Origin of the sequence: Pseudonocardia oceanicola, from assembly GCF_047200735.1 — a bacterium.
Taxonomy (GTDB): Bacteria; Actinomycetota; Actinomycetes; order Mycobacteriales; family Pseudonocardiaceae; genus Pseudonocardia.
On record NZ_JBJZON010000002.1, the window covers coordinates 24,786 to 47,920 of the forward strand.

Consider the following 23,135-nt stretch of genomic DNA (forward strand, 5'->3'; position numbering starts at 1 on the left):
GCCGATGGCCGCCGGTGCGGCCTCCTGCCCGATCATCACTTCTCCTCGTCCTGCTCGGTCGTGCTCCGGGCCTGCCCGGTCCCGGTCCCGTCCGCCGCGGACTGGCGGCGCAGCCGGCTCTCCCGGCCCTGCCGGACGCCCTGCTGGTAGCTCGCCAGACGGCCACGGATGGCCTCGGCGTTGCGGGCCGGCCCCGAGGGCGGAGCCAACACCGCGGATCCTGCCGCGCTGCCCGGGACGAGCCGCGCGCGGGGCCTGCGTTTCGGCAGCCCGGCCTCCGTGGTCTCGCTGCCGCCGCGCTCGGACTCGGCGGCCGTGGCGGCCGCGGTCGCGTCGGCGACCCGCCAGCCCTCGTCGGCAACGGTGGCGAACCCGGAGTCGGTGCCGGCCGGGCGCTCCGGGGAGCGGAGCGGATCGGCCGGGTCCGGCCCGGCCCCCGTGCCCGCCGCGCCCGGGATCCCCTCGGTGCCCTGGTCGTCCGTCCAGCGGACGGGGACGGAACGGTTCGAGCGGAACCAGGCCGACGCGATCTCCTCGAAGATCGGCGTGGTGTGGCCGAGGTCGAACCGGGACGGGCCGTCGGCGGGCTCGTCCGGAGCACCGGTGGGGGTGCCGGGGCCCGAGGCCGCGGGAGCCGGAGTGCCGGGGGGCGGGGCCGGGGTGCCCGGGGTGCCGGGGGGCGGGGCGGCCGGGGCCGGGGTGCCGGCCTCCGGGACACCCGGGCCGGCGGGCCGGGAACCGGGGCTCGGGCGCCGCTGTGGCAGGCCGGAGGTCCCGCCGGTGGGTGAGCCCGGGGTACTCGTCGGCGTGCCCGTCCCGTAGGCGACGGCGCCGCCGTTGCGGTAGGGGCCCGGGGCCTCCGCCGGCGTCCGACCCCCGGCGGGCTCGGTGCGGCTCGCCGGGCCACCCGCCGCTGGGGTGGCGGTCGTCGGGCTCCCGGTCGTCGGGCTCCCGGTCGTCGGGCTCTCGGACGCCGGGCCGTCGGACGCCGGATCGGAGGCCGAACGGGTCGGGGCTGCCGGGTTCGGGGCTGCCGGGTCGCGGCCTGCGCCGGTGTCGCCGACCGATGCTCCGGTGGGGCCGCCGGGCTGATGGGCGCCGGGGGTGAACGGGGCGGCCGAGGTCCCCGTGGCGATCGGGGCATCCGGGGCACCCGATCCGGCGCCGTCGGCACCGCCGCGAAGGGATGAGGGCTTCCGCGACTCGAACCCGCCAGGGCGGCGCAGCTGGCCCGTGCTGCTCGTGACCGCGGGCGTCGAGGCCGAGAACAAAGCCTCGGTGCCCGCTGCCGAGGCCGACGTCGGTCGGCCGGGCCGGCGCTGGGGCAGACCCGCCGGACCCGTCGGACGGGTCGTCGGGCGGCCGTCGGCGCCAGCGGCGGCACCCGGGATGCGCCGGGGCAGGCCCTGCGAGCCCTCGACGCCCGCGGCCGGTGCGCCGGCGGCCTGGTCGGCCGGCCCGTCGTCCGGGGTCGGGGCGGGTGTGCGGCGCGGCAGGCCGGTGCCCTGCGCGGTGTCCTGCGGGGTCCCCTCGCCGGCGCCCTGCGGGGCTGGCGCAGCGGGGCGTTCCGGCCGGGCCTCCGGCTCCTGGTCGCGCCGCGGCAGCGCCGACGGCGGCCCGCCGGGCCGCCGGGCGCCGTTGACGCCCGGGGTGCGGCGCGGCAGACCCGCCACGGTCGGCGGGAGGGGTTCGGCCGGGCCGGTGCCGTCGGGGATTCCCGGAGTGGCGGGCCTACCCGCGCCGTTGGCCCGCTCCGGAGCAGCCGGTGCGGGGGTGGAGGTGTCCGCGACGTCCGAGCGCTCGGCCCTGTCCGGGTCCGGGCTGTCCGCGGCGCCGTCACCCGCTGTGGTCGAGCGCGGTGTGGTCGAGCGCGGTGTGGTCGAGCCTGCGGCGGGCGCGTCCGCCGCGGTCGCGTCCGGTGTGTTCGACGCCGAGGTGGCGGCGGACGCGCCGGGGGAGGGGTCCGCGGCGTGCGTGCCCGTGCCGGTCTCGTCGGTCCGCCCGGAGCGGATCCCCGCCGCGCCCGCGAACGCGGCGGTGCCGGTGCGGCCCGTGCGGTCGGCAGCGGGGCGGTCCCCGGCTCCAGCGCTCTCCGGCGTGGTGCGCTCCGGACCGGTCGGCTCCGACCCGGTGCGCTCCGTCGCAGTGCGCTCGGTCGTCGTGTCGTCGGCTCCGGTGCCCCGAACGCCGGTGCCCCTGACGTCGGTGCCCCTGACGTCGGTGCCCCTGACGTCGGTGCCCCTGACGTCGGTGCCCCTGACGTCGGTGCCCCTGACGTCGGTGCCCCTGACGTCGGTGCCCCTGACGTCGGTGCCCTTGACGTCGGTGCCCTTGACATCGGTGCCCTCGGCCCCGGTGGTCTCGGAGGTGCCGGAGGTCGCGGTGCCCCGGGGTGCGGTGCTCGACGTGCTCTCGGCCGAGCGGGCCCGGGTGGGGGCGCGCTCGGCCTCGCGGCCCGCTGTGGGGGTGGAGGCGGTCGTGCCCGACGGCGGCGTGCTGTCGGAGGCGCCCGAGGACTTCTCGGTCGACCTCGAACCCGCGGACGGGTCGGCGGTGGCGTCGGCGTCGCCGGTCGCGTCCGTGCGGGCGGTCCCGGGACCGGTCGGCGCGGGACGGGCGAGGGGCCGGCCGTTCGGGCCGGGGGTGCGCACACTGCCCTGCTGGGTGCCGGGGCGGTACGCGTTCGGCGCGGCCGGACGGGCCGAGCCCGGCGCCTCGGCCGACGGCACCGTCGTCGCCGCGTCGTCGGCGCCCGAGGGCGGGTGACCGGCCCGTGCGGTGCCGGAGCCGACGATCGGGAGGCGGCTGGTGGCCGGCTCGTCCACCTCGTCCGTCGTGGCGTCGGAGGCGCCACCGGACCCGCCGTCCCCGCCCGGGGTGCCCGCCGCGGTCCGCCCGCCGGCGCTCGCGGATCGGGCCCCGGACGTCGCGGAGGTACCTGTGGCAGGGGTGTCGGCATCGCTCGACGTCGGACCGGCCGGCGCGGTGTGCTCGCCCTGCTGGGCATCGCGTGCGCCGTCGGCCCGTACGGAGGTGGTGTCACCCGCGTCGCCCGTGTCGCCCGTGTCGGACTTGCGCAGGCCCGCCGCACCGGCGAGGCCCGCCGCCGCTCCGGCCAGCGCGGCGCCGGCCGCGGCGACGCCACGGCCGAGCTTCTCGCCCGGCCGCTCCGGGCCGGTCCGCTGCGGGTCGTCCTGTCCGGCGCCGTCTTGCCCGGCACCCTCCCGTCCGGAACCGTCCGGCCCGGGCGCCACTCCCTCGCTCGGCGAGGTCGCCGGCCTGTCCTGCTCCCGCCTTCCTGCCTCGTGGGTCGGCGCTGCCCCGTCGGTCGGTCCTGCCCCGTCGGTCGGTCCTGCCCCGTCGGTCGGTCCTGCTCCGTCGGTCGGCGCGCCGCCGCGTGGCGTGCGCTTGGGCAGCGCCGGGGGCTCCTCACCGGTGCCCGGGGTGCCCGGCCGTTCGCCGCGGAAGGCCACGCCGTTGGTCGGCCGGTGGACGGTCGAGCCGTTCGGCGGCCGCCGCAGGCTCTCCACCGGCCAGGGCCCACGCTCGGGGCCGGCCGGTCGGGTCCCGGGGACCTCGCGTCCGTCCCGGAGGTCGGGGTCGGCCGCCCGGCCGGTCTCCTGGTCCCGCTGCGCGCCCTCGTCCGACGGCTGCGGGTCCGTGTGCTCGTCGGGTCGCTCGACGGGGGCCGCCGCGCCCGTGCCGAAGGCGTCGAAGTCCGCGTCCGGGCGGGAGCCGTCCGGTGGCGGGACCGAACCGGACCGGCGCTGCGGCAGGCCCTTGCCGTTGATCGGCGGCGCCGGCGGACGCCCGCCGCCGAGGGCGGGCGCGGGGTTCATGGGTCCGTCGTCTCCCGCGACCAGCGACGAGAGCGACGGCGGCGGGCCGGAGCCGTTGCCGCCCGGCCGCGGCGCGGGCACGCTGCCGGTGCCCGGCGCGGCGGGGCCCCCGGCGAAGGCAGAGGCGCCCTGCCCGGCGGGGACGGCCGGCGCGGCCGCGGCGCGGACCGGCTGCCGGTCGACCGGCTGGGCCGACGGGACCAGCACGGCGGGCACGGTGACGGAGGCGGTGAGCCCGCCGGAGCCGTCCGTCATGCCGCCGCCGAGGTGGATGCCCAGCCCGTGCCGGTGGGCGAGGCGGCCGACCACGAACAGGCCCATCCGGCGCGAGGCGGAGACGTCGACCGCGGCGGGGGAGGCGAGGCGCTGGTTGGCCTCGGCGAGCTCGTGCTCGGCCATGCCGACGCCGCGGTCGGCGATCTCGACGACCAGCGAGCCGTCGCCCGCGCGGGTCGTGCTCATGACGACCTGCGAGTCCGGCGGGGAGAAGTTGGTGGCGTTGTCGAGCAGCTCGGCCAGGAGGTGGACGAGGTCGCTCGCGGCGCGGCCCGCGACCGTCGCCACGGGCGGCGGCTGCACGACGACGCGCTGGTACTGCTCGATCTCGGACACCGCGGCACGGAGGACGTCGATCACCGGAACCGGGGCGACGTTGCGCTTCGCGAGGTCGGTGCCGGCGAGGACCAGCAGGTTCTCGCTGTTGCGCCGCATCCGGGTGGCGAGGTGGTCCAGCTGGAACAGGTTCGACAGCTGGTCCGGGTCCTGCTCGTTGCTCTCCAGCTGCTCGATCAGCTGCAGCTGGCGCTCGACCAGCGCCTGCGAGCGGCGGGAGAGGTTGACGAACATGTTCGACACGTTCGCCTGCAGCGCGGCCTGGTCGGCGGCGAGGCGGATGGCCTGCCCGTGCACGGCGTCGAACGCGCGGGCCACCTGGCCGACCTCGTCCCGCCCTGCGAGCGGCACCGGCTCGACCATCGCGTTGAGCGGCTGGCCGGCGCGCATGCTGTCGACGGCCTGCGGCAGTCGGCGCTCGGCGACGTCCAGGGCGGAGCGCCGCAGCACCCGCAGCGAGCGGATCAGGCTGCGGGCGAGCAGCACGATGATCGCGATGCCGAGCAGCACGCCCAGCATGAGGAGCACGGAGTTGACGCCCGCCTTGTTGCTCGCGTCCTCCTGGGCCTGCGCGCTCGTGGCGGTCAGCTCGCCGGCGACGCCCGAGGCGGCGCGGTCGACGACCTCGACGGCCTGCCGGTAGGCCGCGTCCCACGCCGCCGGGTCCGCCGTCAGCGGACGGTCGGTGGGGGTGGCCATCAGCTGCGCGCGCAGCCGCTCGAGCTCGACGTTGGCCCCGTCCGTGGCGAAGGCGCCGTGGCGCGCGAGCTGCTCCGGGGTGAGGCCCACCTGGTAGTCGGCGTAGGCGGCGGCGTAGGCCGCGGCGGCGCCGGTGACGAGGATCTTGTCCTGCTCGCTCAGCCGCCCTGCGGCGATCGACCCCGCGAGCACCGTGTGCTGGAGGGCCAGCGCCTCGCGGGCCCGGCCGGTCGCGGTGAGCGCGTCCCCCAGCCCGCCCGCGTAGCTCGTCTCCCCCTGCCGGATCAGGGCCCGCTCCAGCACGGTCGTCCGCTGCACCACGGAGGTGTAGCGGTCGGTGACCTCGTCCACCGTGGCCGCGGAGCCCGCCACGTCGGTGCGCAGCACGGGGAGCTGGGTGAACCCGCCCTCGGCCTGCTGGAGCGCCGTGGTGGCACCCGCGTCGAGCAGCGCGGGGTCGTCCAGCGCGGTCCGCACCTCGCCGAGCCGGGCGTCCGTGTCCGCGGCGGCCCGGTCGAGCGCGCCGCGGTCGCCCGTGCGCCCACCGGCGACGAACAGCACCGCGCTGTTCCGCTCGGCCTGCAGGGCCTGTGCCGTGGCGGCCACGCCCTGCCGGATCTCGAGCAGGCGGTTGTCCCGGCCCAGCTGCTCGGCCACCCCGGCCTGGTCGGAGATGCGCAACACGCCCAACACCAGGGCCAGCAGGGTGGGCACCAGGCCCACGGCCACCAGCTTGGCGGCCAGGCTCCAGTTGCGGGGGTTCAGCCGCTCCGACCACGCGGGGTGGCGTTCGGTGCTGGTCACGTCAACGTCTCCCTGATGTGGCTCGCGACGACCTGACCGACCTTGACACGGCGACCCGACGATTCGCGCCCCACGGGCACCTGGCGGAGCCGAGGTGCCCGCCGGTTGCGGCCAGTGGCCGAGCGGCTCGCACGCGTGTTCGGCGAGGCCGGGGGCGGTGCGGGGGAGCAGCCGGGGAGCGGGGCGGTGATCGTTCGGGCCTTCCGGTCGAGGGCCGGGCGCGCGCCCCGACCCGGCCGTGGCCGGGCTCGGGACACCGCCGGTCCGCTTCTCGTGCAGTGGGTTTCGCGACACGCGGCCGCTGGGGAGGCCGCCCGCCGCGAACCGTGGATAGGATCGTCGGGGCACACGTACGTACTGCGGACAGTGCCCGGCCAGCATAGCCGGAGGTGGCGGAACGCCCGCCCCGGACGAGCGACTCGTCCACACCCCCGAACGGGTGGCGCCGCCTCCGACCGCTCACCGTTCGTGGGATGCCGCCCGGCTCACGACGAGTGGCGGGCCGTGCACGGATCGACACCCCCGAAGGGACCCGCGAGTGACCGACTCGTCGCCAGGACCGCTCATCGTCCAGTCCGACAAGACGCTGCTGCTGGAGGTCGACCACCCCGCGGCGGGTGACGCCCGGATGGCGATCGCCCCCTTCGCCGAGCTGGAGCGCGCCCCCGAGCACGTGCACACCTACCGCGTCACCCCGCTCGCGCTGTGGAACGCCCGCGCAGCCGGGCACGACGCCGAGCAGGTCGTCGACGCGCTGGTCCGCTTCTCCCGCTACGCGGTCCCGCAGCCGCTGCTGGTCGACGTGGTCGACACCATGGGCCGCTACGGGCGGCTGCAGCTGTCCAACCACCCCGCCCACGGCCTCGTGATGACGGCGCTGGACCGTGCGGTCCTGGAGGAGGTGCTGCGGCAGAAGAAGATCGCCCCGATGCTGGGGGCCCGGATCGACGACGACACCGTCGTCGTCCACCCCTCCGAGCGCGGACACCTCAAGCAGATGCTGCTCAAGGTGGGTTGGCCGGCCGAGGACCTGGCCGGCTACGTCGACGGCGAGGCGCACCCGATCGAGCTGGTCCAGGACGGCTGGACCCTGCGGGACTACCAGGCGCAGGCCGTCGACGGGTTCTGGGACGGTGGCTCCGGTGTCGTCGTCCTGCCCTGCGGGGCGGGGAAGACGCTGGTCGGCGCGGCGGCGATGGCCCGGGCCGGCGCCACCACGCTCATCCTGGTCACCAACACCGTGTCGGGTCGGCAGTGGAAGCGCGAGCTGGTGGCTCGCACCAGTCTCACCGAGGACGAGATCGGCGAGTACTCGGGTGAGAAGAAGGAGATCCGCCCGGTCACCATAGCCACCTACCAGGTGATCACCCGCAGGTCGAAGGGCGAGTACAAGCACCTGGAGCTGTTCGACTCCCGGGACTGGGGCCTGGTCGTCTACGACGAGGTGCACCTGCTGCCCGCGCCCGTCTTCCGGATGACGGCTAACCTGCAGTCCCGCCGCCGGCTCGGCCTGACCGCGACGCTGGTCCGCGAGGACGGCCGGGAGGGGGACGTGTTCTCCCTGATCGGCCCCAAGCGCTACGACGCCCCGTGGCGTGACATCGAGCAGCAGGGCTGGATCGCGCCCGCCGAGTGCACCGAGGTCCGGGTCACGCTCACCGAGAGCGAGCGGCTCGGCTACGCCACGGCCGAGGCCGAGGAGCGGTACCGGATGGCGTCGACCGCCCGCACCAAGCTGCCCGTCGTCAAGGCCATTCTGGACCGGCACCCCGACGAGCCGACCCTGGTGATCGGCGCGTACCTCGACCAGCTCGACGAGCTCGGCGAGGTGCTGGACTGTCCGGTGATCCAGGGCTCCACGAAGAACAAGGAGCGCGAGGCACTGTTCGACGCCTTCCGCGCCGGCGAGCTCACGCGCCTCGTCGTCAGCAAGGTGGCCAACTTCTCGATCGACCTGCCGGAGGCCACCGTGGCCGTGCAGGTCTCGGGCACCTTCGGGTCCCGCCAGGAGGAGGCGCAGCGGCTGGGCCGGTTGCTCCGACCGAAGGGCGACGGCCGGCAGGCGCACTTCTACTCGGTCGTGTCGCGGGACACGCTGGACACGGACTACGCCGCGCACCGTCAGCGGTTCCTGGCGGAGCAGGGGTACGCCTACCGGATCGTGGACGCGGACGACCTGCTCGGTCCCGCGCTGCCCGAGGTGGGTTGACCGGAGCGTGACCGGCGGTCCACGGACGGGGGTGCCGGCTCACCCGTTCCGCCCGTGCGCCGACAGGCCAGGTGGTGGACACTCGGTGGCACGACCGTGACAGGGAGCCGAGGATGTCCGTCGTCGGGTGGATCGTCGTCGGGGTGCTGGCCTGGGTGGCCGTCGCCCTCGTCGTCGCGGTGCTCGTCGGGCGGATGGTGCGGCAGCGGGACCGGCAGGTGCCCGAGGACCCCTTGCCCCGCCCGGCACCGGCGCCCGAACAGGACCCGTCCTGGCCGCACACCGGCGGGCGTGTGCCCCGGACCCCGGAGCCCCGCCGACCCCGGCACTGATCCGGGTCGGGCTCCGGGAGGGGTCCGGGTCCGACCCCGAGGTGACGGGCCCTCCCCGCGGGCAGGCTCGTGGACATGGAAGAGCAGACCATCCCCACCGCCACCGTCACCGACACCCCGGACGGCACCGGCTCCGCGTCCGGCACCGGCACCGGCAACGCGCCCGGCACCGGCACCCCGGCCGGCACCGCCACCGGCACCCCGGCCGGCACCGTCGCCCCCGGCCGGCCGCAGAAGCCCTTCCGGCTGCACCGCAGCCGCCGCGACCGGATGCTCGCCGGCGTCTGCGGCGGGCTCGCCGAGAGCCTCGGGATCGACGCGGGCGTCGTCCGGATCGCGCTCGTCGCGCTGACCGTGCTCGGCGTCGGCGTCGGCGTCGTCCTCTACCTCGCGGCCTGGATCCTCGCGCCCGAGGAGTGAGTCCGAGGGCCTGCCCGGCGCACCCTCTGCAGGTGGGTGTGTCGCAGCTCACCGGTTCTGTGTCATCGTCCGCGCGTGCGACCGAACCCCGCGACCGAGCGGGCCGCCGAGCGGCGGCACCTGCTCGACCTGCTGCTCGCCGAGCGCGAGGGCCTGCTGTCCGTCCTGGACCGGGTCCTCGCCCTGCGGGGCACCGCCCGGCTGATCCGCGAGGCCGCGGGAGCCGACACCGGCTTCCTCGGCGAGCGCGTGCCGGGCGGTGGCACCGTGATCCGCTGGACGGACGGCACGCGCACGGACGCCCTGCAGGACCTCGCGGTCGACGTCGGACGGGGTGTGGGCGGCCGGGCCCTCGCGCTCCGCGAGCCGGTCCGGGTGCGGGACTACGTCACCGCCCCGACGATCACCCACGACTACGACGAGCGGGTCCGGCGGGAGGCCCTCGGCGCGCTGGTCGCGATCCCGGTCCTGGATCGGGACTGCCCGATCGCGATCGCCTACGCCGGGCTGCACGGCCCGGGGACCTTCGGCGACGCCGCCGTCGACGCACTGCGCCGGGCCGCCGACAAGGCGGTGCCGACCCTGCGGCTGGCCGACGCCGCCGCGGCCAACGTCGACGGGGCCGTCGCCGCTGAGCGCCGGCGGATGCAGGCCTCGCTGCACGACTCGGTCGGCGCGATGCTGTTCTCGATCGGCGCCCAGGTCCGCGACCTGCGCGCCGACCTGCCGGACAATCCCACCCTCGCCGGGCGGCTCACCCGGATCGAGGCCGACGTCTCGGAGGCCTCCCGCGCCCTGCGGGAGGCCCTGCTCGCGTTGGCGGAGAGCTCACCCGAGCGCGCGCTGCCCGTCGAGCTGGCCGAGCACTGCCGCAGCTTCCAGTCCCGCACCGGCGTGACCTGCCGCTTCGTCCAGCTCGGCCCGGTCTCGCCGCTCGACGCCGAGCGCACCGCGATCCTCGTCGCCGTGGCGCGGGAGGGGCTGCTCAACGCCGAGAAGCACGCCGGTGCCACGACCGTGATCGTGAGCCTCGCGCCCGACGACGCGGGCGGCGTCCAGCTCGCCGTGGCCGACGACGGCGGACCGGCGGGCCCGGCCCGGAGCGGGCCCACCGAGGGCCGCCCTGTCGGGAGCGGCCCTGTCGGGAGCGGCCCTGTCGGGAGCGGCCCTGTCGGGAGCGGCCCTGGGGGAAGCGGCCCGGAGGTGAGCGGTCCTGGGGCAAGCGGTTCCGGGGGGAGCGGACCGGCCGGCACCGGGCTGGGCGTGCGGATGCTCGCGGCCCGCGCGGAGCGGCTCGGCGGGCGCGTCGGGCTGATCCACGACGAGGACGGGGGTACCACCCTGCGGGTCGCGCTGCCCGCGGCTCCCGTACCCCCGGTTGCTCCGTGAGCGTCGCCCGCGTGATGGTCGTCGACGATCATCCCGTGGTGCGCGACGGCGTCGCGCTGCTGCTCCGCGGTGAGCCGTCGCTGGCCGTGGTCGGCTCCGCCGAGTCCGGGCGCACCGCGCTCGACCGCGCCCGCGAGCTCCGTCCCGACCTGGTGCTCCTCGATCTCCGGCTGCCGGACATGCTGGCGCCCGAGGTCGTCGTCGGGCTGCGGGAGGTGTGCCCGGCGGTCCGGGTCGTGGTGTTCACCGCGCACGGGGACCACCACGGGATCCGCGCCGCGCTCGACGCCGGCGCCCACGGCTGCCTGGTCAAGGACGCGGCGGCCACCGATCTCGTCACCGCCCTGCGCGCGGTGCTGCGCGGGGAGCGGGTGCTGGACCCGCGCATGGTCCCCGCGTCCGACGCCGCGGCGTCGGCCCTGGAACGCACGGGCCTGACCCGCCGCGAGTACGAAGTGCTGCGGCTGGCCGCCCAGGGCCGGACGAACCCGGAGATCGCCGAGGCCACCGGGCTGACCCGCAACACCGTGAAGACCTACCTGCAGTCCGCGCTGCACAAGCTCGGGGCCCGCAACCGCGTGGAGGCGATCGGCAAGGCCAGCGAAGCGGGCCTGCTCTAGTCCTGCGCCGGTGAGGACCGCCGCCGCTTGCGCACCCTGTGTGAGCGTCTCGTCCTGATCGTCCGAACCTCTCCACCTGGGGGTGTGGCGCGCCCTGTGATCGGCACCACGATGTGCGCCGTCCGGCCACGGCGGCCGGGGGAGGCGGTGCGACGGGTGCTGAGCGTGCGCGGGCTGTCGGTGCGCTACGGGCGATCGGTGGGGGCCCTCGACGAGGTGGACCTCGAGGTCGGCGCGGACAGCGTGCTGGCGGTGCTGGGCGGCAACGGCGCCGGGAAGTCGACCCTGCTGCGGGCGGTGTCGGGCACGCTCGGGCTGCACGGCGGTGGGATCACCGCCGGCGAGATCCGCTTGCGCGACGAGCGACTCGACCGGCTGGACCCGGCGGAGGTGGTGCGGCGGGGCGTGGTCGCGGTGCCGGAGGGCCGCCAGGTCTTCGCCCGGATGACGGTCGAGGACAACCTGCGGGCCGGCGGCCTGGGGGCCCGGTCCGCGGCGGTGCGCACGGCAGCCCGGGAGCGGGTGGCCGAACTCTTCCCGGTGCTGGCCGAGCGGGCCTCGCAGCGGGCGGGCCTGCTCTCCGGCGGGGAGCAGCAGATGCTCGCCATCGGGCGGGCGCTGATGTCCGGGCCCGAGCTGCTGCTGCTCGACGAGCCGTCGCTCGGCCTCGCCCCGCAGATGGTGGGTCGGATCGCCCGGATCATCTCCGAGATCCACGCGCAGGGCACCGCGGTCGTCCTCGTCGAGCAGAACGCCACGATGGCGCTCGAGGCCGCCGACCACGCCGCCGTGCTCGAGGTCGGCCGGATCGCGCTGACGGGCACGGCCGCGGAGCTCGCCGCGAGCGACGACGTCCAGCGCCTCTACCTGGGCGGGCACGCCGAGTCCACCGAGCGGGCCGAGGCCGAGCAGGCCGAGGCGCTGGCCCACCGCCCGCGCCGCACGCTGTCGAGGTGGGCCGGATGAGCGCCGTGTCCGACGCCGCCCTCCCCGAGGTCCGGGAGGAGGTCCGCCCCCTGGACGTCGACGACGTCACGCTCCGGTTCGGCGGGATCACCGCCCTGTCCGAGGTGACCTTCACCGTGCGGCCCGGCACGGTGCACGCCCTGATCGGCCCGAACGGTGCGGGCAAGTCCAGCTGCTTCAACGTGATCAGCGGCCTCTACCGGCCGACGTCCGGCCGGGTCCGGCTGGGGGACACCGATCTCACCGGCACCTCGCCGCACCGGATGGCGGCCCTCGGCGTCGGCCGGTCCTTCCAGAACATCGCGCTCTCACCCGGCAGCACGGTGCGGGACAACGTCCTGCTCGGGCGGCATGCGCTCACCCGCGGCGGCTTCCTCAGCGGCGGACTGCGCCTGCCGCGGACCGTGCGCACCGAGCGCCGCCACGTCGCGCGGGTCGAGGAGATCTGCGCCTTCCTCGGCATCGCCGACCGGCTCGACGTCCCGGTCGGTGCCCTGCCCTACGGCGTCGCCAAGCGGGTCGACATCGCCCGCGCGCTCGCCGTCGAGCCGACCCTGCTGCTGCTCGACGAGCCGGCGGCCGGACTCAACGCGACCGAGACCGCCGAGATGGGCGTGACGATCCGCGACCTGCGGGAGGCGCTGGGGATCTCGGTGCTGCTCGTCGAGCACGACATGGGGTTGGTGATGGGAATCGCGGACCGGGTGAGCGTCCTCGACTTCGGGCGGCTGATCGCCGACGGCCCGCCGGCCGAGGTCCAGGCCGACCCCGAGGTGGTCCGCGCGTACCTCGGGACGGGCGGGGAGGAGCCGGAGTGAACACGTTCCTGCAGCTCGTGCTCAACGGGCTCGGCAAGGGCGCGGTCTACGCGCTGCTCGCGCTGGGCTTCGTCGTGATCTTCAAGGCGACCGAGGTGGTGAACTTCGCGCACGGTTCGCTCGTGCTCATCGGTGGCTACCTCGTCTACGCCACCAAGGACGCCCTCGGCTGGGTGGGTGCGGCCGCGCTCGGGATCGTCTCGGCGGCGCTGGCCGCGCTGCTGATCGAACGGCTGCTGATCGCCCACGCGCGCAACGCCGACGTCAACAGCCTGGCGCTGCTCACGATCGGGGTCGACGTGATCATCACCGAGGAGATCGTCCGGCGGCTGCGGGCGGACATCCCCTTCATCGGCGACCCCTACGACGCCCAGCCCCTGCAGTTCGGGGGCCTGACGGTCTTCCGGACCCAACTGGTGGCACTCGTCGTCGGGATCGTGCTGATCACGGCCTTCTTCCTGGCCTTCCGCTTCTCGTCCTGGGGTGTGGCGATGCGGGCCCAGGCGGAGAACCGCGAGGCCGCCGCGCTGATGGGGATCCGCAGCTCGCGGGTGACCGCCACGGCCTGGCTGCTCGCCGGGGCGCTGGCCGGGGTGGCGGTGCTGTTCATGGCCACCCAGGACTTCTCGGGGGCCGGGTTGGGCCGGGGCACGCACGCGATCGCGCTGATCGCCTTCCCCGCCGCGATCCTCGGCGGGCTCGATTCCACCGTCGGTGCTGTCGTCGGCGGGCTGATCGTGGGGCTGACGGAGGCGCTGTCCGCCCAGTACGTCTCGTTCGAGTTCTCCAAAAGCGCGGTGTTCCTGGTGATGCTGCTGGTCCTGGTCATCAAACCGAGCGGGCTGTTCGGGACGAGGGAGCTGAGTCGTGTCTGAGCGGAGCGTGCGGAGCGAACGTCATGTCTGAGCGGAGCGTGCGGAGCGAACGTCATGTCTGAGGTCACCGTCACTCCGCCCGACACCACCGAGGCACCCCCCGCCCCGGTGCCCCGCAGGCCCCGGAACTGGGCCAAGATCGCCGGCATCACGCTGCTGGTGGTGCTGCTCCTGCTGTTCCCCGTCCTGACCGGGACGGAGGTGGCCTACCTCAAGGCCGGGCAGTACGTCCTGATCGGGGTCGTGGGCGCGATCGGGCTGACCATGCTCGTCGGCCAGGCCGGGCAGCTCTCCCTCGCGACCCCCTTCTTCCTGCTGGTCGGCGCGGTGAGCTACGCCGTGCTCGCGGGCGGCTCGGGCGACTCCGGGGACCTGGTCGGGCTCGGCTGGCCGCCCCTGCTCGCGGCGATCGGCGCGGTCCTGATCTGCGGGCTCGTCGGCCTCGCGTTCGGGCCGGTCTCCGGCCGGCTGCGCGGCATCTACCTGGGCGTCGCGTCGCTGTCACTGGTCTTCCTCGGCCTGTACCTGGGCCAGTCGCTGGACATGCTCAGCGGCGGCACCTCGACCGGCCGCCCGCCGCCGACCTTCGAGCTGTTCGGCTTCCCCTTCGCCAACACCGAGCCGGCCCCGACGCTCCTCGGTGTCGCGATCCAGAAGCAGCAGCGGCTCTGGTACCTGTTCCTCGTCGTGGCCCTCGGCGCCTACCTGCTGGCCCGCGGCGCGGTGCGCAGCCGGATCGGCCGGGCCTGGCGGGCGGTGCGCGACAACGAGGCCGCCGCGACGGCGATGGGTGTCCACGTCACCTGGGTCAAGGCCGGCGCGTTCACGATCTCGTCCGCCTACGCGGGCGTGGCCGGCGTGATGACCGCGCTCTGGCTCGACCTGGTCAAACCCGACGAGAACGAGTTCGTGGGCACCTACTCGATCACCGTCGCCATCGGCTACCTCGCGATGGTCATCATCGGCGGGCTCGGGTCGATCCCGGGTGCCGTCGCCGGCGCCGTGCTCGTCAACGGCCTGCCGCAGCTGCTCACCCTCGGCGCCACCGAGTTCGGCTGGTTCGCCGACGCACAGTTCGGTGGCCCGTCCCCGGTCCTGGTCAGCGCGTTCGTCTACGGCGCCGCGATCGTGCTGGTCGTGATGTTCGAACCCGGCGGGCTCGCGGCCATCGGCCGCAGGCTCGCCCACGTCAGGGCGGCCCACCCCACCCGAGGAGGAGATCGACGATGATCGACAGGCGGAGGCGGCTGGCCGCGCTCGCCGGCGGACTCGCGGCCGGCCTGGTGCTGGCCGCGTGCGGCAGCACGGCGGACAGCTCGTCGTCGGGCAGTGGCGCGGGGGGGATCAAGACCGGCGAGGGCGTCACCGACACGACGATCACGCTCGGCGTGATGGGCGACCGGACCGGGGTGTTCAAGAACCTCGGCGACGCGCTGATCGGCGGCAACGAGCTCTGGGTGAAGGACGTGAACGCCGCGGGCGGCATCTGCGGCCGGCAGTTGGCGCTCGAGATCGTCGACCACGGCTACAAGGCGGACACCGCGAAGACCCTGTACCCGCAGCTCGAGCCGAAGGTCCTCGGCATCGTGCAGCTGCTCGGCTCGCCAGTGCTGGCGGCCTTGAAGCAGAACCTGATCGACGACAACGTCTCGGCCGCGCCCGCGTCGTGGTCGTCGGAGATCCTCAACAACCCGAACATCATGATGATCGGGACCACCTACGACCTGGAGATCGTCGACGGGCTGTCCTACCTGCAGCAGCAGGGCCTGATCGCCGACGGCGACACGATCGGCCACATCTACATCGACGGCGAGTACGGCGGCAACGGGCTGCGCGGCTCGCAGTACTACGCCTCCCAGCACGACCTCACGGTGCAGGAAGCGAAGATCACCTCGACCGACAACGACCTGACCAACATCATGACCGGGTTCCGGGGTGCGGGCGTGAAGGCCATCGTGCTGACCACGACCCCGGGCCAGACGGCGTCGGCGATGGCGAACAACGCCGCCCTGGGGCTGAACGTCCCGGTGCTGGGCAACAACCCGACCTTCGACCCCGCGCTGCTGGACAGCCCGGCCGCGGCGGCGCTGGACCAGCTGTACGTGGCCGCGTCGAGCGCGCCGTTCTCCTCGGAGACCCCGAAGGCGGCGGAGGTCGCCGCGGAGTACAAGGCGACGTACCCGAACAGTCCGGTCAACGCCGGGGCGCAGGCGGGGTACGTGGAGGGCCTGGTGTGGCAGGCGGTGCTGGAGCGGGCCTGCCTCAACGGTGACCTCACCCGCGCCGGTGTGCAGACGGCGCTGAAGTCGCTGACCTCGGTCACGACCGAGGACCTGGTCGCGCCGCTGGACTACAGCGTGCCGGGTGCGCCACCCACCCGCGGCGTCTACATCGCCAAGGTGGACCCGAACGCCGAGGGCGGGCTGACCGAGGTCGCCCCGCTGTTCACCGCACCCGAGGCGGCGGGCTACAAGGCCCCGCACCAGCAGTCCTGACCGCGAGTCGGAGTTCCCGCAGCGCGTCCTGACAGCGCGAGTCGGGAGTTCCGGTAGCGCGAGTCGGGAGTCCTGACAGCGCGAGTCGGGAGTTCCGGTAGCGCGAGTCGGGGGTTCTGACAGCGCGAGTCGGGAGTGTCGGGACCGGAGGGCGGTATCGGGAGATCGGGCCGGGGCGCACCGGGCGAGCGCCCCGGCCCTCTCGTGTCGCCGGCACCCGAGGCCGAGGCTCTGGAACCGCCGGAGCTGGCGAGCGCCCTCCGCGAGCGCGCCGAGGCCGTCGCCCACCGTCCATGATCCATCCAGTAGACACGGGAGCACGCTCGGGTGACTTCCGGAGCGATCACGAATCCGGTGATCGGTCCGAGCGCTACGACAGCATCGCAGGCTGTACCGCACAGTCCCGCTCGGAAGGATCATGAACGGCGTCCGGCCGGATTCCGTCCAAGGGGCGTGCTGAATCGACCTTTCCGGGGCTCCGTGGCGGTGGCCGCCGGGTGTGTCACGCCCGGGCAGCTGCGCGGGCCCCGCTTCCACCGCCTCTTCTCCGACGTCTACGTCCCCGCCGTATCCGGACTGGACCCGTCGCACCTGGCCGTGCGGGCGAGGGGCGCCTACCTGCTGGTCGAGGGACGCGGGGTGGTGGGCGGCTGGGCGGCGGCCGAGCTGCTGGGCGCGTCCTGCGGCCCCGCGGGCGCGCTCGTCGACGTCGTGGTGCCGGCGGGCACGCAGCGAGGCCAACCGGGGCTCCGGGTGCGCCGCGGACGACTGCTCCCCGACGAGATCGCCGACGTCGCGGGCGTGCGCGTGACCTCGGCGAGGCGCACGGCCTTCGACCTCGCCTGCCGCTGTGGCGTGTGGGACGGGATCGTGGCGGTCGACGCGCTGGCCAGGATCGGCGAGTTCGAGCCGGTCGAGCTGCTCGCGCTGCGGACCCGACACCTCGGCGCCCGGGGAAGTGCGCGGCTGCCGGAGGTCGTGCGCCGTGCGAACCGGCTCTCGGGATCGCCGATGGAGACGCGGATCCGGCTCGCGATCGCCGAGGCCGGCTTGCCCGCCCCGGTCCTCCAGCATCCCGTCGGCCCCTACGAGCTCGATCTCGCGTACCCGGTGCTGCTCCTGGCCTTCGAGTACAACGGCGGCGACCATCTCGATCCGGGGCGAGCCCTGCGTGATCTCGCGCGGGAGGCACACCTCGCACGGGCGGGCTGGCGGGTGGTGCGGTTCTCGGCGGCCGAGGTCCACCGGCGACCGGACGACGTGGCGGCCAGGGTCCGCCGGGAGCTGCGGGCGGCCTGCCGGGCGCGCGGGCTCGACCCGGACCGGCTCGAGGACCACCTCCGGTGATCGTTCCGAGCTCCACCAGAAGGTCGCCTCGACGACGGACCGGTGACACTCGACATGATCATGCGCGGGTGCGGGCGGGCGAGCGTCACGATGCTGCTGTCGCGGCTGCCGACGGGTGACCCCCGGACGGATCACGTGGTGGGCACCGGCGGGTGTGGCGGTGGTCCACCGGCTGAACCAGCTTCCGCGCGACCGCCTTCGGACGCGTCGGCCCGAGAACGCCGCAGGGGCGGTGGGCCGAAGCCCACCGCCCCTGACGGGTGGTGCAGAGTGCGGGACCCAGAGCCCGAGCAGGCTCAGAAGTCCATGCCGCCCATGCCACCGGTCGGGTCGCCGACCGGAGCGGCGTTCTTCTCCGGCTTGTCGGCGATGACCGCCTCGGTGGTGAGGAACAGCGCCGCGATCGAGGCCGCGTTCTGCAGCGCCGAGCGGGTGACCTTGGCCGGGTCGATGATGCCCGCCTTGACCAGGTCCTTGTACTCACCGGTGGCCGCGTCGAGGCCCTCGCCCGCGGGGAGGTTGCGCACCTTCTCCGCGACGACGCCGCCCTCGAGGCCGGCGTTGATGGCGATCTGCTTGAGCGGCGCCTCCAGGGCGACCTTCACGATGTTCGCGCCGGTCGCCTCGTCGCCGTCCAGGCCGAGGCCCTCGAACAGGCCCGCACCGGCCTGGATCAGGGCGACGCCGCCGCCGGCGACGATGCCCTCCTCGACGGCCGCCTTCGCGTTGCGGACGGCGTCCTCGATGCGGTGCTTGCGCTCCTTGAGCTCGACCTCGGTGGCCGCGCCCGCCTTGATGACCGCGACACCGCCGGCCAGCTTGGCCAGGCGCTCCTGCAGCTTCTCGCGGTCGTAGTCCGAGTCGGTGCGCTCGATCTCGGCGCGGATCTGGTTGACGCGACCGGCGATCTGGTCGGCGTCGCCCGCACCGTCGACGATGGTGGTCTCGTCCTTGGTGACGACGACCTTGCGGGCGGTGCCCAGCAGCGACAGGTCGGCGTTGTCCAGCTTGAGGCCGACCTTCTCCGAGATGACCTCGCCGCCGGTCAGGATCGCCATGTCGGCGAGCATGGCCTCGCGGCGGTCACCGAAGCCCGGGGCCTTGATGGCGACGGACTTGAAGGTGCCACGGATCTTGTTGACGACGAGCGTGGCCAGGGCCTCGCCCTCGACGTCCTCGGCGATGATCGCCAGCGGCTTGCCCGACTGCATGACCTTCTCCAGCAGCGGGAGCAGGTCCTTGACGGTCGAGATCTTGGAGGAGACGAGGAGGATGTACGGGTCCTCGAGCTCGACCTCCATCCGCTCCGCGTCGGTCACGAAGTACGGGGAGATGTAGCCCTTGTCGAAGCGCATGCCCTCGGTGAGCTCGAGCTCGAGCCCGAAGGTCTGCGACTCCTCGACGGTGATGACGCCTTCCTTGCCGACCTTGTCCATCGCCTCGGCGATGAGCTCGCCGATCTGCTTGTCGGCGGCGGAGATCGACGCGGTGGCGGCGATCTGCTCCTTGGTCTCGACCTCCTTGGCCGACTTCAGGAGCGCCTGCGAGACGGCCTCGACGGCCTTCTCGATGCCGCGCTTGAGACCCATCGGGTTCGCGCCGGCGGCGACGTTGCGCAGGCCCTCGCGGACCAGCGCCTGCGCCAGCACGGTGGCGGTGGTGGTGCCGTCACCCGCGATGTCGTCGGTCTTCTTCGCAACTTCCTTGACGAGCTCGGCGCCGATCTTCTCCCAGGCGTCCTCGAGCTCGATCTCCTTGGCGATCGACACACCATCGTTGGTGATGGTGGGCGCGCCCCACTTCTTCTCCAGGACGACGTTGCGGCCGCGCGGGCCGAGCGTCACCTTGACGGCGTCGGCGAGGGTGTTCATGCCGCGCTCGAGCCCGCGGCGCGCCTCCTCGTCGAACGCGATCTGCTTCGCCATGGGGGTGGTCCTCCGGTTGGGATGACTCGTCGGTTCGAACACGGCGCCCGCGACGGACGGCCGGCAACCCTGCGCCGACCTCACCGGCCCGACCTGGCACTCCCACGAGGCGAGTGCCAACCGCGTTTTTAGCACTCGGGGTGGGCGAGTGCAACCGAGCCCGGGTCGACCCGCGGGCCACCCGGGCACTGGGGCAGGATGGTTCGCGTGAGCGCCGCGAAACCGCCCCGCACCGTCGAGGAGCACCGGGCCGTCGTCGCGGCCCTCCTGCCGCCCACCGACGTGGTCGTGGTGTCGCTCGCGGACGCGCGCGGACGGGTGCTGGCCGAGCCGGTCTCCGCCGCGATCTCGCTGCCACCCTTCGACAACTCCGCGATGGACGGGTACGCGGTCCGGGCCGCGGACGTCGCCGGGGCCACCGCGGACGACCCGGTCACCCTGCCCGTCGCCGCCGACATCCCCGCCGGTCGTACGGACGTGCCGCCGCTGGAGGCGGGCACCGCCGCGCGGATCATGACCGGCGCCCCGGTGCCGGTGGGCGCCGACACGATCGTCCAGGTCGAGTCGACCGACGGCGGGACCGGCCGCGTCGCGATCTCCGCCGCGCCCGCGGCCGGGACCCACGTCCGCACCGTCGGCGAGGACGTCCACGAGGGCACCGTCGTGCTCGACGCCGGCACCGTCCTCGGCGCCGCCCAGATCGGCGTGGCCGCCGCGGTCGGCCGGGACTCGCTGCCCGTGCGTCGCCGGCCGCACGTCCTCGTCCTGTCCACGGGTTCCGAGCTGGTCGCGCCGGGCGAGCCGCTCGAGCCGGGCCAGATCTACGAGTCCAACGGTTCGATGCTGGCCGCCGCGGTCCGCGACGCCGGGGCGACCGCCGAGCAGCTGCGCTTCGTCCCGGACGACGTCGACCAGTTCCGCAAGGTCCTCGCCGAACGGATCGTCGCGGGCGTCGACCTGGTGCTGACCTCCGGCGGGGTCAGCGCGGGCGCCTACGAGGTGGTCAAGGACGCGCTGACCGGGCACGGGGTGGAGTTCGTCAAGGTCGGCATGCAGCCCGGCGGGCCGCAGGGTGCCGGCGTGGTGGAGTTCGGCGAGGTCAGCTGCCCCGTCGTGACGCTGCCGGGCAACCCGGTGAGCTCCCAGGTCTCCTTCGAGGTGTTCGTGCGGCCGGCGCTGCGCCGGGCGATGGGGCACCCGTTCCCGGACCGCCCGGTCGTCACCGCCCGGTCCCGGGACGTGCTCCGCTCGCCCGCCGGGCGCACGCAGTTCCGCCGCGGCACGCTCGACGCGCGGGACGGCACGGTCGGCGAGGTCGGCTCGCCCGCCTCGCACATGCTCGCGGCCCTGGCCAGGGCGGACTGCCTGTTCGTGGTGCCGGCGGGGACGACCCTGGTCGAACCGGGTGACGAGATCGAGGTCTGGCTGCTCGACAACGGGTGGTGAGCGGCCCTCAGGGGGTATTTCGCGCCCCTGTCACCCGAAAAGTGGTACGGATCACGTGCGGACGGTGCAACACTCGCCCGGTCCGCGACGTCTTATCAGGTGAGTGTTCGGCCGATCGGTGCAGATCATCCAGTTCCAGGTCGTTTGACCTGGACGATCGGCCGGGAGCTGGGGATACTTTCCATGAGAGGCGGGTAACCACCTCTCGACGCACAGGACCTACCGCCCGTCGCTGGGGAGCGGACGAGCGGTTCCAAGGCCGGGGTCGCCGTCTCGGGGGATGGCGGCCCCGGCCCTTTGCTCGTCGGGGCTCCGACCGGGGCGTCGTCACGGAGAGCGCCAGGGGCGCCACCGGAGCACCCCGGTATCGCAGTAGCGTGGCGGCCGCGCCCTCCCTCCCGCACCGGCCGGGAGACCGGGAGAAACGGCGCTGCCCACGAGGAGCCGCTGGCGACCATGGCCGCGTCCATCCCCGCGACCCCGCCCCCGGACGCCGCCGGGGTCGACCCCGAGCACGGACCCGACCCGCACCCCGCGTCCGCGCCGCCCGCGACCGGGGGTGAGAACCCGCTGTGGCACGCCGCGAAGCTGGTGCGCGCGGCCGTACCACCGATGCATCCCGGTGGCCGGCCGGTCGTCGCCACGGTCGCCGCCGCGGCCGGTGCGGTCCGGCTGCTCACCGGCCGGGGCACCGGAGCCGGGCTGCTGGCCACCGCGGCCACCGCGGCCTTCTTCCGCGAGCCGCGCCGGGTTCCGCCGCCGCGCCCGGGTGCCGTGCTCGCTCCGGCGGACGGCACCGTCGCGCTCATCTCCGAGGTGGTGCCTCCCGCGGAGCTCGACCTGCCGCGCGAGCCGGTCACCCGGGTCAGCGTGTTCCTCTCGGTGCTCGACGTGCACGTGCAGCGCATTCCGATGCACGGCCGGATCCGATCGGTCGAGTACCGCCCCGGTGCCTTCCTCTCCGCCGACCTCGACAAGGCCAGCGAGGACAACGAACGCAACGCCCTGGTCCTCGAGACCCAGACCGGGCACCTCCTCGGCGTCGTCCAGATCGCCGGGCTGCTGGCCCGGCGCATCCGGTGCGACGTGCGGCCGGGCGACGAGGTCGCCGCGGGCGAGACGTACGGGCTCATCCGGTTCGGCTCGCGCGTCGACACCTACCTGCCGCCGGGCATCGCCCCCGAGGTGTCGCCGGGGCAGCGGACCGTCGGCGGGGAGACCGTGCTGGCGGACCTCGCGGTCGAGAAGGACGGGCCGGAGAAGGACGGGCCGTGAACCCCTACCAGGCGGGCGTGCGGCTGCTGCCCAACGCCGTCACCGTCCTCGCGCTGTGCGCCGGTCTCTCCGCGGTCAACTTCGCGCTGCACGGCAGGTTCGAGCTGTGCATCGCCGCCGCGGGCGCGGCCGCGCTCTGCGACGCCCTCGACGGCGGACTGGCCCGGCTGCTCGACGCCAGCAGCCGAATCGGCCAGGAGCTGGACTCGCTGGCCGACCTCGTCTCCTTCGGCGTCGCCCCCGCGCTCGTGATCTACATCTGGGCGTTGCAGGGCACCCGCCTCGGCTGGGTCGTCGCGCTGATCTTCGCCGTCTGCATGGCGCTGCGGCTGGCCCGGTTCAACACCCTGATCGACGACGAGGACCAGCCGCCGTTCGCCAAGGAGTTCTTCGTCGGGGTCCCGGCCCCGGCGGCCGCGCTCTCGGCGGGCATCCCGCTCTACCTCTACCTGCACTTCGGCCCCGGCTGGTGGTCCTCGCCGGTCACGGTCGGGGTGTGGGCGCTGTGCACCGCGGCGCTGATGGTCAGCCGCATCCCCACCCTGTCGCTGAAGGCGGCGCGCGTGCGGCCGCGGTGGATCGCCCCGCTGCTGGTGCTGGTCGGTGTGGCCGCGGCGATCCTGTTGACCGCGCCCTTCCTGGGGATGGCCCTGATGGGTGTCGCCTACCTGCTGCTCATCCCGTACACCGGGTACCGCTACAAGTGGCTGGAGCGGCACCCGGAGGCGTGGGGCGTGCCGGTCCGCGAGCGCCGGGCGATCGCCCGCGCCGCCCGGTCGGCCCGCCGGTTGGGCCTGCGCCCGCCGCTGCGCCGCCGCGTCGCCGGCCGGACCATCGCCGTCGCCCGGGGCATGGGCGGGATGGTGCGGCGCCGCAGCGCCGAGGATCCCGTCGACCCGTTCACCAGCGGCCCGTCCCGTCCGGTGCGGCCGATGCGCCCGCTCGGCGGGTCCCGCCGGCTGCCGAGCACCGAGCGCCGCCGGGGGTTGCGTCGTCGCTGAGCCGACGCCGCGCCGACGTGTCGTCGCCGAACCGACGCCGGGTCGCCGGGCCGACGCCGGGCC

General features: G+C 74.9%; 16 protein-coding genes. 14 read left to right on the forward strand and 2 right to left on the reverse strand.

Annotated features, from left to right (window positions below):
- Positions 1–35 precede the first annotated feature (35 nt).
- Positions 36–5,954: a nitrate- and nitrite sensing domain-containing protein gene (locus ACL02T_RS04355; protein WP_412829359.1), complete on the reverse strand. Its 5,919-nt coding sequence runs from the start codon at positions 5,952–5,954 to the stop codon at positions 36–38.
- A gap of 538 nt (positions 5,955–6,492) precedes the next feature.
- Here ACL02T_RS04355 and ACL02T_RS04360 point away from each other — a divergent pair.
- The 11 genes from ACL02T_RS04360 (at position 6,493) to ACL02T_RS04410 (ending at position 17,425) form a co-directional block, all read left to right on the forward strand.
- On the forward strand, positions 6,493–8,163 hold the full coding sequence (locus ACL02T_RS04360; protein ID WP_412829360.1) for a DNA repair helicase XPB: 1,671 nt from the start codon (positions 6,493–6,495) through the stop codon (positions 8,161–8,163).
- Between the two features lie 113 nt (positions 8,164–8,276).
- Complete coding sequence (locus ACL02T_RS04365; protein WP_412829361.1) at positions 8,277–8,495, forward strand: hypothetical protein; 219 nt, start codon at positions 8,277–8,279, stop codon at positions 8,493–8,495.
- Positions 8,496–8,570: 75 nt separating this feature from the next.
- The gene (locus ACL02T_RS04370) at positions 8,571–8,915 is read left to right on the forward strand and encodes a PspC domain-containing protein (protein WP_412829362.1); all 345 of its coding nucleotides are present in this window, start codon (positions 8,571–8,573) and stop codon (positions 8,913–8,915) included.
- Between the two features lie 75 nt (positions 8,916–8,990).
- Positions 8,991–10,304, forward strand: coding sequence for a GAF domain-containing sensor histidine kinase (locus ACL02T_RS04375; RefSeq protein ID WP_412829363.1), 1,314 nt, complete (start codon positions 8,991–8,993; stop codon positions 10,302–10,304).
- Positions 10,305–10,318: 14 nt separating this feature from the next.
- A complete protein-coding gene (locus tag ACL02T_RS04380; protein WP_412829744.1) occupies positions 10,319–10,924 on the forward strand; it encodes a response regulator in 606 nt (201 codons plus the stop codon).
- A 156-nt stretch (positions 10,925–11,080) separates the two neighbouring features.
- Complete coding sequence (locus tag ACL02T_RS04385; RefSeq protein WP_412829364.1) at positions 11,081–11,890, forward strand: ABC transporter ATP-binding protein; 810 nt, start codon at positions 11,081–11,083, stop codon at positions 11,888–11,890.
- Positions 11,887–12,708, forward strand: a complete 822-nt coding sequence (locus ACL02T_RS04390; protein ID WP_412829365.1) for an ABC transporter ATP-binding protein — start codon at positions 11,887–11,889, stop codon at positions 12,706–12,708. The genes ACL02T_RS04385 and ACL02T_RS04390 overlap by 4 nt, the downstream gene beginning before the upstream one ends.
- Positions 12,705–13,583, forward strand: a complete 879-nt coding sequence (locus ACL02T_RS04395; RefSeq protein WP_412829366.1) for a branched-chain amino acid ABC transporter permease — start codon at positions 12,705–12,707, stop codon at positions 13,581–13,583. Before ACL02T_RS04390 ends, ACL02T_RS04395 begins: the two co-directional genes overlap by 4 nt.
- A gap of 54 nt (positions 13,584–13,637) precedes the next feature.
- Positions 13,638–14,813 carry a branched-chain amino acid ABC transporter permease gene (locus ACL02T_RS04400; protein WP_412829367.1) on the forward strand — a complete coding sequence of 392 codons (1,176 nt, stop codon included), beginning with the start codon at positions 13,638–13,640 and terminating at the stop codon, positions 14,811–14,813.
- On the forward strand, positions 14,810–16,078 hold the full coding sequence (locus tag ACL02T_RS04405; RefSeq protein WP_412829368.1) for an ABC transporter substrate-binding protein: 1,269 nt from the start codon (positions 14,810–14,812) through the stop codon (positions 16,076–16,078). The genes ACL02T_RS04400 and ACL02T_RS04405 overlap by 4 nt, the downstream gene beginning before the upstream one ends.
- A gap of 453 nt (positions 16,079–16,531) precedes the next feature.
- On the forward strand, positions 16,532–17,425 hold the full coding sequence (locus tag ACL02T_RS04410) for an endonuclease domain-containing protein (protein ID WP_412829369.1): 894 nt from the start codon (positions 16,532–16,534) through the stop codon (positions 17,423–17,425).
- A 296-nt stretch (positions 17,426–17,721) separates the two neighbouring features.
- Here ACL02T_RS04410 and groL read toward each other — a convergent pair whose 3' ends face one another.
- A complete protein-coding gene (gene groL / locus ACL02T_RS04415; protein ID WP_412829370.1) occupies positions 17,722–19,350 on the reverse strand; it encodes a chaperonin GroEL in 1,629 nt (542 codons plus the stop codon).
- A gap of 198 nt (positions 19,351–19,548) precedes the next feature.
- Here groL and moeA point away from each other — a divergent pair, with 198 nt between their 5' ends.
- The 3 genes from moeA (at position 19,549) to ACL02T_RS04430 (ending at position 23,072) form a co-directional block, all read left to right on the forward strand.
- The gene (gene moeA / locus ACL02T_RS04420) at positions 19,549–20,796 is read left to right on the forward strand and encodes a molybdopterin molybdotransferase MoeA (RefSeq protein ID WP_412829371.1); all 1,248 of its coding nucleotides are present in this window, start codon (positions 19,549–19,551) and stop codon (positions 20,794–20,796) included.
- A gap of 612 nt (positions 20,797–21,408) precedes the next feature.
- Entirely contained in the window at positions 21,409–22,071 is a 663-nt protein-coding gene (locus tag ACL02T_RS04425) for a phosphatidylserine decarboxylase (protein ID WP_412829745.1), read from the forward strand.
- Positions 22,068–23,072: a CDP-alcohol phosphatidyltransferase family protein gene (locus ACL02T_RS04430; RefSeq protein WP_412829372.1), complete on the forward strand. Its 1,005-nt coding sequence runs from the start codon at positions 22,068–22,070 to the stop codon at positions 23,070–23,072. Before ACL02T_RS04425 ends, ACL02T_RS04430 begins: the two co-directional genes overlap by 4 nt.
- The last annotated feature ends 63 nt before the right edge of the window (positions 23,073–23,135 follow it).